We start from the raw sequence: 15,238 nt of genomic DNA on the forward strand, positions 1-15,238 counted from the left end.
AACTAGAAACTGAAAACTAGAATTTAAAAATGGAATTAGACGAAAAAAAATATTTATACCTTCTTATATTGCTTCCAATTTTGGTGTGCCTTTTTCTTTTCAATATGTATTGGAAAAGAAAAAAACAACGCGAATTTGGAGATTTGGATTTAGTAAAAAAACTAACTCCGGAGCATTCTGTTTTTAAACCATTTTTAAAGTTAGGAGTTATCCTTTTGGCTTTAGCTGCATTAATTTTAGGATTGGTAAATCCGAAAATTGGAACAAAAATGGAAACTGTAAAACGTGAGGGAATTGATATTGTATTTGCAGTAGACGTTTCTAAAAGTATGCTTGCCGAAGATGTTGCTCCAAGTCGTTTAGAAAAAAGTAAACAATTAGTATCGCAAATTATCAATCAGCTAGGAAACGACCGAATAGGAATCGTAGCCTATGCAGGTAGTGCTTTCCCAGTTTTACCAATTACAACCGATTATAGCGTTGCCAAAATGTTCTTGCAAAGCATGACCCCAGATATGGTTTCATCGCAAGGAACCTCACTTGACGAAGCTATAAAACTATCTGCAACTTATTTTGACGAAAAAAGCAAAACAAGTAAGCTATTGATTTTAATCTCAGATGGAGAAGACCACTCTGAAGGAGCCGAAGCTGCTGCCGAAGAAGCCAATAAACTAGGAATGAAAATCATTACTATTGGTATCGGAACCGAAAAAGGAGCTACAATCCCATTGAAAAAAAATGGAGTTGTTGAGAGTTTCCAAAGAGATAATAACAATGAAGTCGTTATAACAAAATTAAATCAAGAAGGGCTAAAAGCTATTGCAAAAGCAACCAAAGGTGGTTATGTTTATGGCAGTAATACCAAAGAAGTTTTGGATTATGTAAAAAATGCTTTAGATAATATTCAGAAAACAGAATTTGAAGCTACGCAAATGGCAGATTTTCAGTCTCAATTCCAATGGTTTATTGGTATTGCATTTGCATTATTATTCATTGATCTTTTCTTATTAGAAAGAAAAACAAATTGGGTTAAAGAGTTGAATTTATTTAACGAAACAAAATAATTGTTTCAACACAGTTATCTTTTGAAACAAAAAAACAAAAAAATTAGAATGAGAAATTTACTTCTATATATTTTATTAACGCTTTCTTTGGCTGTTTCGGCTCAAGAAAAGGACAAAGCGTTGCCTAAAGCTAATGAAGAATATAAACAGAATAAATTTGTAGATGCCGAAGCTGATTATAGAATCTCGCAATCTAAATTCCCAAATCGTAGCGTTGCACCTTATAACTTAGGAAATGCTATTTATAAGCAAAACCAAGCTAGCGAAGCTAAATTTGCTTACGCAAAAGCATTAAAGAATGCCAAAACACCATCTCAAAAACACAAAGCACTCCACAACCTTGGTAATGTTTTTATGAAAGAGAAAGATTATGGGCAAGCTGTTGAAGCTTATAAAAATGCATTACGTAACAACCCTACAGATGAAGAAACACGTTACAACTTTGCATTGGCTAAGAAAATGCTAAAAGAAAATCCTCCTAAAAACGATAAAAACAAAGACAAGAATAAAGATAAGGACAAGGACAAAAAAGACGACAAAAAGGACGATAAAAAAGACAAGAAAGACGACAAAGGAGATAATAAGGACAAGGATAAAAAAGATGATAAGGGAGATCCTGATAAAGATAAAAAAGACGGAAAAGACGATAAAGGCGACCCTAAGAAAGATGATAATAAAGGAGAACCAAAACCTACACCAGGAGGAATCTCTAAAGAACGTTTACAAAATCTTCTTGATGCAGTAAATAATGAAGAAAAGAAAATTCAGGATAAAGTAAACGGTCAAAAAGTTAAAGGCGCTCCTAGAAAAACTGAAAAAGACTGGTAAAATAAAGTTGAATCGTTTAACTGTTTATTTGTTTATTTGACAAACAATAAATGGTTAAACGATTAAACAGTTAAACGATTTAAAAAAAACGATTAAACAGGTAATGAAAAGATATTTAATTCTATTACTATTAAGTTTCCAAGGGCTTATGGCTCAAGTTCAATTTGAGGCCAGAGTAAGCAAAACTACGCTTGGTTTAAACGAAAGACTTCGAATTGACTTCATTATGAATGTTGATGGCGATAACTTTGTTCAGCCCACATTTGAAGGTTTTAGAATTGTTGCTGGACCAAGTCAGCAAGTAAGTCAGTCATGGGTAAACGGAAGAAGTTCATTCGAGAAAGTGTATTCCTATTTCTTATTACCAAACCAAAAAGGAAGCCTTGTTATAAGACAAGCTGCAATAGAATATAATGGTCAGGTTTACAAAACATCTCCTATAAAAATAAATGTTACTGCCGCAGTAGCACAAGAAAGAGATCCAAATGATCCACAACAAATATCTGCCGATGATAATTTATATCTAGTTGCCGATATATCTAAGACAAACCCATATATAAACGAACCAATTACTGTTGTTTACAAATTGTATTTCAGTTATAATATCGGTATCACAAATTGGAGAGAATTAGACAAACCAAAATACAATGATTTCTGGAGTCAGAATATCGATATTAAACAACTTGTTGCTGAAGAAGGTATGTTTAAAGGCGAAAAATATCGTTACGTAGTCCTTAGAAAAACGGTATTATATCCACAAAAATCAGGTAAATTAGTGATTGAACCTTTAGCGTTAGATATCGATGTGCAATTACCTACTAACCGAAGAAATATGTTTGGTCAGGTTGTAGTTACCGATGGCAACAAACGCGTATCGGCAGGTGCTAAAACTATCAATGTAAAAGCACTTCCAGAATCTAGCAAACCAGAAGGATTTTCGGGCGCTGTAGGTCGATTCGACTTTAAAGTAACGCCATCTAAAACTACGTTAAAAAACGGAGAAAGCCTGGAGTTAGTTGTTAGTGCTGCTGGTAGCGGAAATATGAAATTATTTACCCTGCCTAAACCAGTTGTACCAAATGCGCTAGAAATGTACGACCCTGTACATGACGAGAAGGTAAGCACAACACTTAGCGGAATGTCTGGAAAAATATCAGACACCTATACCATTATACCACAATACAAAGGGAATTATGCCATAAAACCAATGCAGTTCTCGTATTTTGATTTAAATACAGGAAGTTACAAAACAGTTACTTCTCCAGAAATCATGGTGAATGTTCTTGATGGTCCAACGCCATCAGATGCAAATGTGGCTTCTAGCCCAACTGCAAAAAACAAAATATCGGCTACAGAACAGTTCAAGTATATTAAGCTAAAAAGCAATTTTACCTCTGTCGTAAACGATGATTTTTATGGATCAAACTTGTTTTATACCCTATTGTTTTTACCATTCCTGATTGTACCAATTATAGTTTTAGCTAAGAAGAAAAAAGAAGCTATTGATGGTGACATTACTGGAAACAGAATTAAAATGAACAATAAACTGGCTAAGAAATATTTATCTGAAGCTAAAAAACAAATCAATAACAAAGAGCCGTTTTATATTGCGCTTGAAAAAGCAATGCATAATTTCCTGAAAGCCAAATTACATATCGAAACTTCAGAAATGAGCAAGGATAATATCACAGAGCTTTTATTGTCTCGAAAAGCAAATCCAGAATCGGTTAAAAATTTCATTAGCCTAACCGAGAACTGTGAGTTTGCACGATATGCACCAGCATCTAGCGCTTCTATTCAGCAAGATTTTGATAAAGCTGTATTGATAATTTCAGAATTAGAAAAACAAATTGTTTAATATAGTTTCTAACCATACAAGTTCGCTAAGAAATTAAATTTAGCTTACGCTGAATTAAGGTTCGCAAAGTTGAAACTCTTATTACATATCAATAAAATGAAAAATATTCTTTTATACCTATTCTTATTATTATCCCAAATTTTCTTTGCTCAAAATAGCTTTGATAAAGCGAATGCTTTATACCAAGAATCAAAATACGAGCAAGCAGTACAAGAGTATGAAAACGTTATAAAAGTTGATAAAAAACAATCGGCTGAATTATATTATAATTTAGGTAATTGCTATTACAAACTAAATAAAGTAGCTCCAGCGATATACAATTACGAAAAAGCTTTGGTATTAAACCCTAATCATCCAGAGGCTCTAAACAATTTAAAATTTGCTAAAAAACTAACAATCGACGAAATAAAAGAAGTTCCTAAAGTGGGTTTTGCAAAACTCATCCGAAACTTTACCGGAATATATCATTACAATATCTGGGCATGGATTTCTGTAGGGATAGCATCGACATTCTTGCTTTGCTTTATCGGGTACTATTTTTCGCAACTTACACGTTCTAAAAGAGTTTATTTTATCGGAATGTTTTTGATATTACTTGCTTTACTGGTAAGCTTAACAGCAGGGTTTTTAGAAAAAAGTCATTTTGATAACGAAAGACCTGCTATAGTATTTGCAGAAATTGCCGAAGTACGTAGCGAACCTCAAAAAGCTGGTTCACCAATTTTCACCCTTCACGAAGGAGCAAAAGTATACGTAAAACAGTCATTACAAAACTGGAAAAAAATAGAATTAACCGATGGAACCGAAGGTTGGATAGAATCCTCGGCTGTTAAAGAGGTGAAATAATTCATTTGTTTAAAAAATAAAAATCCCAAATTCAATATTATATAAAATTGAATTTGGGATTTTCTTTTGTTTGCTACATCTATCTAATTTACAGCATCTACCAATCGTATAAATTCGGCTTTATAACCTTCGTCATCATTTGCTAATCCTGATTTTGCTAACTTTTTTATATCCGCACTAGAACTATTCGCAATAAGTTTGGAATCTCTTAATTTTAATCCAAACCAGGCAACTGCTGTTGTAAATTTAAAATCCGAAGAACTACTATCCAAAGAGACTTTCTTATTATCAATAGTACTTACCATTTCTATACTTTTATCACCATCTGGTTTTTTGTATCTAAATTTAATAGTTGCAAGCTCATCACTATAATTCGAATTGTCCGATTTTACTTTTGTATATTTTAAATCAGAAGGAATATAATCACTTTCAACACCTGTCGGAATAATTTCATACAATGCCGTAACCGTGTGGCCACTTCCTAATTCTCCAGCATCAATTGCATCATTTTTAAAATCTTCGGGCTTTAATTTACGGTTCTCATACCCAATTAATCGATAAGCCTGAACATGTTTAGGATTAAATTCTATCTGAATTTTTACATCTTTTGCAATGGCAAACATTGAACCTTTAAATTCTTTACCTAAAAATCGATTAGCTTCCTGAATGTTATCAATATAAGCGTAATTTCCATTCCCCTTATCGGCTAAAACTTCCATTTTGCTGTCTTTATAATTCCCCATTCCAAATCCAAGAACAGTTAAAAAAACACCCGATTTTCTTTTATCTTCAATTAGTTTTTCCATCTCCATGTCTGAAGAAGCGCCTACATTAAAGTCTCCATCAGTAGCAATAACAACCCTGTTATTTCCTTCCTTAATAAAGTTTTGTTGTGCCAACTTATAAGCCAATTCAATTCCTTCTCCACCAGCTGTACTTCCGCCTGCGCTTAAATTATCAAAAGCATCTAAAATCTCTTCTTTATTATCTCCCGAAGTTGGCGTTAATACCACTCCCGCAGAACCAGCATAAACTACAATCGAAACTTTGTCTTCACTACGAAGTTCTTTTACTAAAATCTTCATAGATTCTTTTAATAGCGGAAGCTTATTATCATCACTCATAGATCCAGAAACATCTATTAAAAAAACAAGATTTGATGCTGGTAAATTCGTCATTGGAATATCTTTTCCTTGCAAACCAATTTTTAGTAATTGACTGTTTTTATTCCAAGGACTATCGCTTAATTCTGTATTAATCGAAAATGGATTTTGTCCTTCTGGTTGTGGATATTTATACTTAAAGAAATTCATCATTTCTTCAACACGAACAGCATCTTGAGGAACCTTTTGTCCGTTGTTAATAAAACGCCTGATATTGGTATAAGATGCGTTATCAACATCAATAGAAAAAGTAGAAAGTGGTGATTTTATAGGAGATTCAAAAGGATTTTCTTCAAGACCAACATAACTTTCGGTATTAGAATCTGGAAGTATGTTTTCGGGAATTTCCGTATCATAAACTACTACATCATCAGCGGCCGCAGCCTCATCGCTGTACTCACGTTTTTTACAACAACTAAATAAAACAAGAACAAGGAATGCCATCAAATAAAAATGTTTATTTTTCATTTAAATAAATTTTAAGAATTAGTAAATTGGTTTTTCTTTCAAATAATGGCTAGCATTCCGGATGTACTAGTTAAAATTATCTGCAATTTGAGCCAATTCAAATTCAATGCCAAAAATTTTTTAAATTTTTTCTACAAATGAAAATAAACGATTTAAAATTGAATGTTGTTTTCTTAAACTTTGCGAACCTTAATTCACCACAAACTAAACATAATCTCTTTACGAACTTTGCGGTAAAAAACCAAACGGAGAAACTTTGCAAACCTTAATTCAACACAAACTAAATATAATTTCTTAGCGAACTTTGTGGTAAAAAAAAACAAACGGAGAAACTTTGCAAACCTTAATTCAACACAAACTAAATATAATTTCTTAGCGAACTTTGTGGTAAAAAAAAACAAACGGAGAAACTTTGCGAACCTTAATACACCACAAACTAAACCTAATTTCTTTGCGAACTTTGCGGTAAAAAGACCCAAAATAAACTTTGCGGTAAAAACCCAAAACCTAAAACTTATATACCTTCTCAGGCGTAACACAATAATCAAGTTTTATATCCCCTTCAAAAACATCTGTAATTTCGGTTTCAGCCTCAAAGAAAGACAAACCTATTTTAATTGTTTCTGGTTTACATTCAGATAAAAACTTATCGTAGAATCCTTTTCCATATCCTACTCTATTTCCAGAAGTATCAAACGCTAAAAGAGGAACAAAAACAACATCAATTTTACTCGACGGAACTTCCAGACCATCTACAGGTTCAGGAATATTATATTCGTTCTTCTTTATTTTAGTATTATCTGTAAGCAAGAAATGAGTCATTTCTCGGGTCTCAAAATCACTTTTAGAAATTACAACTTCTTTGTCTTTTCCAGCAAGTAAATGCAAAATAAACTCCGTATTTACTTCTTTATGTTCTACTATTGGTAAAAAAATATGAAAATAAGTTTTTTCCCAAATTGGTAATGAAAGTACTTTATTGGCAATAACCAAACTCAATTCGTCAATATCAGTTTCAGTAAGTTGTTTCCTCAACCCTTTTTTTTGTAAGCGCAATTCTTTTTTAGTTGTCATCTTCTTCTAGATTGTTTTTGGACATATGATAAATAGCATCCCCTTCGTACACAATTGGCGAATGGTTTGCATTAATAATATACCCATCATGCGGTGCTTTTACTTTTCTTTCAAACTTACCAAAAGGATCGGTAATAATTGCCAGAATAGTTCCTTTCTTAACAAACTTTCCAATTGTATTGTAGTCATGTAGTAACCCTGAGCATTTAGCTCGTAGCCATACCGATTTTTCGATATAAATAGACGGTTCTTCAGGCGTTGTAACAATATGATTAGAATCTAACATTCCTAAATAAGCCAGCAAACGCTTTACTCCATCAATACCAATATTAGCAATTTCATGATTAATATCTAATGACTTTCCACCTTCAAAAAGCAACATTTTTACTTTTAATTTTTCGCTGATACTCCTAAACGAACCCGAAATGTTTTTAGAATACAAAGTAAATGGTGCGCTAAATACATCCGCCAAAACCTTTAAGTCATGATTATTCTCAGAGAGCCTAATCTGCGGTGCATTAAAACGGCTTGCTCCACCAGCATGAAAATCGACAGCATAATCTACAATTGGCAAAACATCGGTAACAATATGATAAGCAAAACGGCTTGCCAAAGAGCCTTTTTTACTTCCTGGAAAAACTCGGTTTAAATCACGTCCATCAGGAAACTCACGCGCTTTATTTACAAAACCGTACATATTTATAACCGGAATACAAATGATAGTTCCTTTTTGCGGACGATTAATTCTCTTGCTTATTATCTGACGTACGATTTCGACACCATTAATTTCGTCACCATGAATCCCTGCCGAAAAAAGTACAACAGGCCCTTCAATCTTCGAACGTCTTACAATAACAGGAATGTTCAATTTGGTTGTAGTGTGCAGTCGAGCAATTTCGACGTTAACGGTTTTGCTTTCACCTGGTAAAATGGATTCCCCAAAAATCACCAATGGTTTACTATTTCTCATATTCAATAATAAAAGCTAAATATAGAAATTATATTTTAAATTTATATCTTTGACTTTAACACTTATAATCTTAACCAACTAACCACATCAAAATTTAAAATGAAAAAAATAGCAGTTTTATTTGGCGCATTAACCCTTCTGGTTTCCTGCATGAGTAAAGAAGAGAAAATGAAAGAAGCAGAAGCTGACGGAAACGAAGCAGTTGCTGTAAAATCTAAATTAATAGAAGGTGCAGGAAAAGCACTCCAAGAACAAGGAAAAGATGCCGCCAAAAGCGCATCTAAAGGAATTGGAGATGTTATAAAAGGAATAAACTCAGGAATGAGCGAAAGCATCAACACCTCCAAAGTGATTTCTGAACCCACTTTTAAAGCAAACTTTGAGGAATGCAAAGCCGAAAAAATATACGGAGCAGATACTGATAAACAAAAGAAAGTAACAATTTACTTAATTGCTAAAAAAGATTTTAAAGGAAATCTAGTTTTAAAAGCTTTTGATGCCGATAAAAAAGAAATCGGAAGAAGCAGTTTAGAGGTTTCTATTAAAAAAGACGATGCAAAATATGTAGACTTCTCATTTGATGAAAGAACGCATTTACTACAAACCGAATACTTTACAATTAAATAAAAATTCCAAATAAAAAAAGAGCCCGTTTTCTATAAAAAAACGGGCTCTTTTTTTGGAAGAAACTCAAAAGAATTATAAAATTCAAACTCAAAAGTTTAAATTTGTTGTATGCAGACTCCTCTCGAACTTCAAATCCAAACTTTACCAGATAATCCTGGCGTATATCAATATTATGATAAAGATGGAAAAATATTATATGTAGGCAAAGCCAAAAATTTAAAGAAAAGAGTTTCTTCTTATTTCAATAAAATTCATGATACTGCCAAAACCAATGTTTTGGTAAAGAAAATTGTAACGATAAAACACATTGTTGTTCCTACCGAAACCGACGCGCTTTTATTAGAAAACAACCTTATAAAAACCCTACAACCACGCTACAATGTATTATTGCGTGATGATAAAAGTTATCCTTGGATTTGCATAAAAAGAGAACCTTTTTCGCGTATTTTTTCTACACGCAGAATGGTCAAAGATGGTTCAGAATATTTTGGCCCATATACCAGTTTTAAAACCGTACATACAATACTAGATCTTATAAAAGAGCTATATCCGCTTAGAACCTGTAATTTCGATTTAAGTAAATCAAACATTGATAGTGGTAAGTTTAAAGTATGTTTAGAGTATCATATTGGTAATTGCAAAGGTCCGTGCGAAGGACTACAAACACTAGAAGATTACCAAAAACAAATCGATGCTATTCGCGAAATCCTAAAAGGAAATTTTAAAGAAAGCATGAAAGATTTTAAGCGCCATATGACCCAATTGGCGCAAGATTTACGATTTGAAGAAGCACAAAAAATAAAAGAAAAAATAGAAGTTCTGGAAAATTATCAATCCAGATCGACTATTATAAATCCTAAGATTACCAACATCGATGTGTTCTCGATAGTTTCAGATGAAAGCGCGGCGTATGTCAATTTTCTTCAAATTTCGCATGGCTCGATTATTCGTTCTCATACTTTAGAAATCAAGAAAAAACTAGACGAAACCGATGCCGAATTACTAGAACTTGCTATAATTGAGCTGCGTGAGCGTTTCCAATTATTATCCAAAGAAATCATTGTTCCTTTTGAAGTCGATTTGGGAGAAAACATTAAAGTTACCGTTCCACAACTGGGCGATAAAAAACAGATTCTGGATTTATCGATTAGAAACGCTAAGTTTTACCGAATCGAACAACTCAAACAATTACAAATCGTAGATCCCGACCGTCATACCAAGCGTATTATGGCACAAATGCAAAAAGATTTACGCCTGCCAGTTGAGCCACGTCATATAGAATGTTTTGATAACTCCAACATACAAGGAACAAATCCCGTTGCAGCCTGCGTGGTTTTTAAAGATGGAAAACCAAGCAAAAAAGATTATCGTCATTTTAATGTAAAAACCGTCGAAGGTCCAGATGATTTTGCCTCTATGACCGAGATTGTATATCGCCGTTACAAAAGATTATTAGATGAAAACGAACCTCTGCCACAACTTATAATTATCGATGGAGGAAAAGGACAATTATCATCGGCTTTAAAAAGTATCGACGAACTCGGATTACGTGGTAAAATTACAATAATAGGTATCGCCAAACGTCTCGAAGAACTCTTTTATCCTGGAGATTCAGTTCCATTATATCTAGATAAAAGATCCGAAACCCTAAAAGTAATTCAGCAATTACGAAACGAAGCACACCGATTCGGAATCACATTTCATCGTGACAAACGTAGCAAAGCAGCATTAAATTCCTCTATAGAAAGTATTCCGGGAATAGGCGAGAAAACCATGCTTACATTAATACAACATTTTAAAAGTGTTAAAAGATTAAAACTGGCAACCGAAAAAGAAATAGCAGATGTTGTAGGCCCATCCAAAGCAAAAAAAATAACAACATTTTACAATAACACCAATCAAGAATAACCCCATGAGAATAATCCTTTTAAACATCATTCTTTTATTTTCATACCATAGTTATAGTCAAAAGAATATTGAAATTAATCAAAAAGATAACACCCAAATAAAAATAAAAGCGGTTAATGATTTCGAAAAATTAGAAATCACCACTTCTAAAAATAATAAAACACAAATTATAGATAGCATAGAAACTTCAATTTCAGACAGAGAAATGCACTTTGCGATTGAAGATTATAATTTTGATGGCTATCAAGACTTTTCTACCTATCATCTAGACGACGGAATGGGAGTTTACACCATATTTCAACTTTTTATTTACGACCCAATAAGCAGCCAGTTTAAACAATTAAGAATGCCTCGAAACTTCGGACCAGAATGTGATGAGTTTTGCGACATCCAAATAAACAAAAAGAAAAAAACAATTCAATCAAGTTGTCGAGGTGGTGCACGATGGCATACTGATGTTTGGAAATTCGACAAAAACAAAAACCTTATATTATTGAAGAAATAATGTTATTAAAACAAAAATGACATATAAAGCTCGATAATATTTCCGACTTTTACAGAACAAACCAGCTATTTCTATGAGCCTCATCCAGCTGTCCATTACAAATACTCGATTAAAAAACTTTTTTTCTATTGCAAAAAAAGGAGCTTCTTGGGTCGCTCTTTTTCTACAAGAAAAAATAGCTTTTCTTCACTCGCAGTTTTCCATTCCCATCTGGGGCATAAAAACATTAGTTGTTTTAATAACATTAGGTTTCACTCAGAACATATTTGCTCAGGATACTATAAAAAAAGATAAAAATGATCCCACTTACCGTCCAAAAATTGGTTTGGTATTAAGTGGCGGTGGAGCCAAAGGATTTGCTCATATTGGAGTATTAAAAGTTCTGGAAGAAGCAGGAATCAAAATCGATTATATAGGCGGTACCAGTATGGGATCCATCATTGGTGGACTTTATGCATCTGGTTACAATGCATCTCAAATTGATTCAATTTTTAAGAGAACCAATTTTGATGATTTAATAAATGACTACATTCCAAGATCATCCAAAAACTTTTACGAAAAAAGAAACGACGAATTATACGCTATAATTTTACCTTTTAGCAATTTTAAAATTGGAATTCCCGAAGCACTTTCTAAAGGAATGTACAACTATAATTTATTAAGCAGCCTTACTCGAAACGTAAGACACATTCGCGATTTTAATCAGCTACCAACACCATTTTTATGTATTGCTACCAATATCGAAACTGGCGAAGAAGTATTACTTAACAAAGGAAATTTGGCACAAGCCATGATTGCCAGCGCAGCATTCCCTTCCCTATTCTCACCTGTAGAAATAGACGGAAAACTACTAGTAGATGGTGGAGTTGTAAACAATTACCCTATAAAAGAAGTTCGGAATTTAGGCGCAGATATAATCATAGGTGTAGATGTTCAGGATGATTTATTAGATCGCACAAAACTGAAAGATGCTACTCGTATATTAGTACAAATAACCAATCTTCAATCTATCGATAAGATGAAGAGAAAAATAAAAAACACCGATATTTATATCAAACCAGATATTAAAGAATATGGTGTAATCTCTTTTGATAAAGGAGAACAAATTATCCGAAGAGGAGAAGATGCAACCTTTGCGACTTACGAAAAAATTAAAGCATTGGTCGAAAAACAAGGTTATTACAAAAAACCTGAGTTAAAAGTAGCTTCAGACACATTGCAAATCGAAGATATAAATTGCAATCACCTGGAAAATTTTACTCACGAATATATTACAAGTAAATTACGCTTTAAGGCAGGATCAAAAATAACTTATAGTGACCTTTTAAAAGGTGTCAATAATATTAATGCCACCCAAAACTTTAGTGCAATTTCCTATTCATTAGATCCAAATGGAACTCGTGATGACTTAAATTTAACTTTAAAAGAAAACCCAACTCAAACCTATCTAAAATTTGGTTTGCATTATGACGGACTTTACAAAAGTGCAATTTTAGTAAATCTTACCCACAGAAAAACGCTCTTTAAAAACGACATTACTTCATTGGATATCATTTTAGGAGATAATTTTAGATACAATCTTGACTATTATATCGAGAACGGATTTAATATAAGCTTTGGGTTCAAATCAAGACTAACACAATTTAATCGAAATATAACTCAAGAACTAAGTAGTCCACTTCTTAAAAGTACAGATCCTAATTTAGTTAATGTTGATTTTCTCGACATAACTAATCAAGCCTATTTTCAAACACTTTTTGTCCAAAAATTCCTGATAGGTGGAGGAGTCGAATATAAATATTTAAAAATACACTCAAAGACCTTAGCCGCTATAGATCCAAACATAGACAAAAGCAGTTACTTTAGTTTATTCGGATATATGAATTATGACACCTTCGATAATAAAGATTTTCCTAAAAGAGGATGGGGTTTTTCAGGTAATATTCAATCTTATCTATTTTCCTCAAATTACACAAGTGTCTTTGAACCTTTCTCTACTGCAAAAGCAGAAATTGGTGTAGCAAAAACCATATTCAATAAGGCAACTGTAGTTTTTAAAGCTAATGCAGGACTTACTTTTGGTCAAACAAGTGTACCATTTTTCAATTATGTTTTAGGAGGATATGGTTATTATAAATTAGATAATTTTAATTATTTCTACGGATATGACTTTTTAAGTCTTGCAGGAAACAGTCTTATAAAAGCCGAAGCAACCTTTGATTACGAGATATTCAAAAAAAATCATATTAATTTCACAGCCAACTTTGCAAACCTTGGAAACAATATTTTTGAAGGAGTCGAGTGGGTTTCAGTACCAAAATACACAGGTTATGCCGTAGGTTATGGCTTAGAGACAATAATAGGTCCTATAGAAATAAAATACTCCTGGTCGCCTGAAAACACCAAAGGCTATACATGGTTTAAAATAGGTTTTGTGTTTTAATTTAGTTTTTTAGAAAAAATTTATGTTATAAATAATATAATATGTAATTTTGATTCATAAAAATTACGACATTTGTTATAATGAAAACAAAATGGACAGGTTTATTAGAGTATCTTCAATTCCTTATCAAGAGAAATCCTGAATAAAACTACCGAATTGAGATAATTAGTCAATTACACAATATTGAGCTGATTATCTGTTCACACAATTCAAATTTTTCGAATTATCTAATTTAAAATTATCTAATAGAAAAGCCATGCCATTATATCATAAACTTGGAGATTTTCCTCAAAAAAGACACACCCAATTCGAAAAACCTAACGGAGGGTTATACTACGAACAATTGTTTGGAACCGAAGGTTTTCACGGACATTCGTCATTGTCTTATCATGTTCACAGACCAACACAAGTAAAAGAAATTTTAAATTCTTATTCGGTTGAACCAAAAATTGCAATCGGAAAAAACATAAAATCATTACTTTTTAAAGGTTTTGAACTTAAACCTGAAAATGATTTTCTTGACAGCCGCAAAGCCATGTTAGTCAATAAAGACTGTATTATAGGTTTAGCAGCTCCAAAAGAATCCCTTAGAAAATATTACTACAAGAATGCCGATTCCGATGAAATGCTTTTCATCCATAAAGGAAAAGGAAAACTAAGAACCATGCTTGGGAATATCCCTTTTGAGTATGGCGATTATTTAATCATTCCGAGAGGTATTATTTATCAAATAGAATTTGAGACCGAAGAAAACCGCCTTTTTTATGTCGAATCCTTCGCTCCTTTTTATACCCCAAAGCGTTATAAAAACCAATCAGGTCAGCATTTAGAGCATTCTCCATTTTGTGAGCGTGATTTTATTTTGCCAAACGAATTGGAAACACATGATGAAAAAGGTGATTTTTTAATTAAAATCAAAAAAGAGGGCATGATTCACGAAGTGGTTTATGCCACACATCCTTTTGATGTTGTGGGTTGGGATGGATATAATTTCCCATACGGATTCTCGATTCATAATTTCGAGCCTATAACTGGTCGTGTACACCAACCGCCACCAGTACATCAAACTTTTGAAACGGCAACTTTTGTCGTTTGCTCATTCTGCCCAAGACTTTACGATTATCACCCGAAAGCAATTCCGGCACCATACAATCACAGCAATATAGATTCTGATGAAGTACTATATTATGTTGATGGTGATTTTATGAGTCGTAATAATATTGAGCAAGGTCATATCACTTTACACCCAAAAGGAATTCCGCATGGTCCAGCACCAGGCGCAATGGAGCGTAGTATTGGTCACAAAGAAACTCATGAATTAGCCGTAATGGTTGATACTTTCCGCCCACTTATGGTCACGGAAGAAGCAATGGGTCTTGATGATGGACAGTATTACAAATCCTGGACGGAATAGTTAGTCCATTAGATCTAACCGCAAAGTTCGCAAGGATTTTACGCAAAGATCGCCATGACAAACTTTGCGA

12 protein-coding genes are annotated in these 15,238 nt (G+C 33.1%); 9 read left to right on the plus strand and 3 right to left on the minus strand.

What is annotated here, in order from left to right; genetic code table 11:
• Positions 1-29 precede the first annotated feature (29 nt).
• From AC3IPI_RS04100 to AC3IPI_RS04115, 4 genes are all read left to right on the plus strand, one after another.
• Positions 30-1,064: a VWA domain-containing protein gene (locus AC3IPI_RS04100; RefSeq protein ID WP_489157309.1), complete on the plus strand. Its 1,035-nt coding sequence runs from the start codon at positions 30-32 to the stop codon at positions 1,062-1,064.
• 48 nt (positions 1,065-1,112) lie between these two features.
• Positions 1,113-1,892: a tetratricopeptide repeat protein gene (locus AC3IPI_RS04105; RefSeq protein ID WP_039113162.1), complete on the plus strand. Its 780-nt coding sequence runs from the start codon at positions 1,113-1,115 to the stop codon at positions 1,890-1,892.
• A gap of 103 nt (positions 1,893-1,995) precedes the next feature.
• A complete protein-coding gene (locus AC3IPI_RS04110; protein ID WP_489157312.1) occupies positions 1,996-3,750 on the plus strand; it encodes a BatD family protein in 1,755 nt (584 codons plus the stop codon).
• Between the two features lie 96 nt (positions 3,751-3,846).
• Entirely contained in the window at positions 3,847-4,596 is a 750-nt protein-coding gene (locus AC3IPI_RS04115) for a tetratricopeptide repeat protein (RefSeq protein ID WP_489157316.1), read from the plus strand.
• 83 nt (positions 4,597-4,679) lie between these two features.
• On the opposite strand, the gene AC3IPI_RS04120 is transcribed toward AC3IPI_RS04115, so the two are convergent.
• From AC3IPI_RS04120 to AC3IPI_RS04130, 3 genes are all read right to left on the minus strand, one after another.
• Entirely contained in the window at positions 4,680-6,227 is a 1,548-nt protein-coding gene (locus tag AC3IPI_RS04120) for a vWA domain-containing protein (protein ID WP_489157318.1), read from the minus strand.
• Between the two features lie 507 nt (positions 6,228-6,734).
• Positions 6,735-7,301 carry a 5-formyltetrahydrofolate cyclo-ligase gene (locus tag AC3IPI_RS04125; protein WP_489157320.1) on the minus strand — a complete coding sequence of 189 codons (567 nt, stop codon included), beginning with the start codon at positions 7,299-7,301 and terminating at the stop codon, positions 6,735-6,737.
• On the minus strand, positions 7,291-8,271 hold the full coding sequence (locus tag AC3IPI_RS04130) for a succinylglutamate desuccinylase/aspartoacylase family protein (RefSeq protein ID WP_489157322.1): 981 nt from the start codon (positions 8,269-8,271) through the stop codon (positions 7,291-7,293). The genes AC3IPI_RS04125 and AC3IPI_RS04130 overlap by 11 nt, the downstream gene beginning before the upstream one ends.
• A gap of 99 nt (positions 8,272-8,370) precedes the next feature.
• Between AC3IPI_RS04130 and AC3IPI_RS04135 the strand changes: the two genes are divergently transcribed.
• The 5 genes from AC3IPI_RS04135 (at position 8,371) to AC3IPI_RS04155 (ending at position 15,168) form a co-directional block, all read left to right on the plus strand.
• Entirely contained in the window at positions 8,371-8,898 is a 528-nt protein-coding gene (locus AC3IPI_RS04135; protein ID WP_052250002.1) for a hypothetical protein, read from the plus strand.
• Between the two features lie 108 nt (positions 8,899-9,006).
• Positions 9,007-10,806 (plus strand): excinuclease ABC subunit UvrC, encoded by a 1,800-nt coding sequence (gene uvrC / locus AC3IPI_RS04140; protein WP_489157324.1) that lies wholly within the window; start codon positions 9,007-9,009, stop codon positions 10,804-10,806.
• A 4-nt stretch (positions 10,807-10,810) separates the two neighbouring features.
• Complete coding sequence (locus tag AC3IPI_RS04145) at positions 10,811-11,311, plus strand: XAC2610-related protein (protein WP_489157326.1); 501 nt, start codon at positions 10,811-10,813, stop codon at positions 11,309-11,311.
• Positions 11,312-11,384: 73 nt separating this feature from the next.
• Positions 11,385-13,754, plus strand: coding sequence for a patatin-like phospholipase family protein (locus tag AC3IPI_RS04150; protein WP_489157328.1), 2,370 nt, complete (start codon positions 11,385-11,387; stop codon positions 13,752-13,754).
• Positions 13,755-14,010: 256 nt separating this feature from the next.
• Positions 14,011-15,168 carry a homogentisate 1,2-dioxygenase gene (locus tag AC3IPI_RS04155; protein WP_489157330.1) on the plus strand — a complete coding sequence of 386 codons (1,158 nt, stop codon included), beginning with the start codon at positions 14,011-14,013 and terminating at the stop codon, positions 15,166-15,168.
• The last annotated feature ends 70 nt before the right edge of the window (positions 15,169-15,238 follow it).

Source organism: Flavobacterium sp. GL_143 (genome assembly GCF_057834355.1).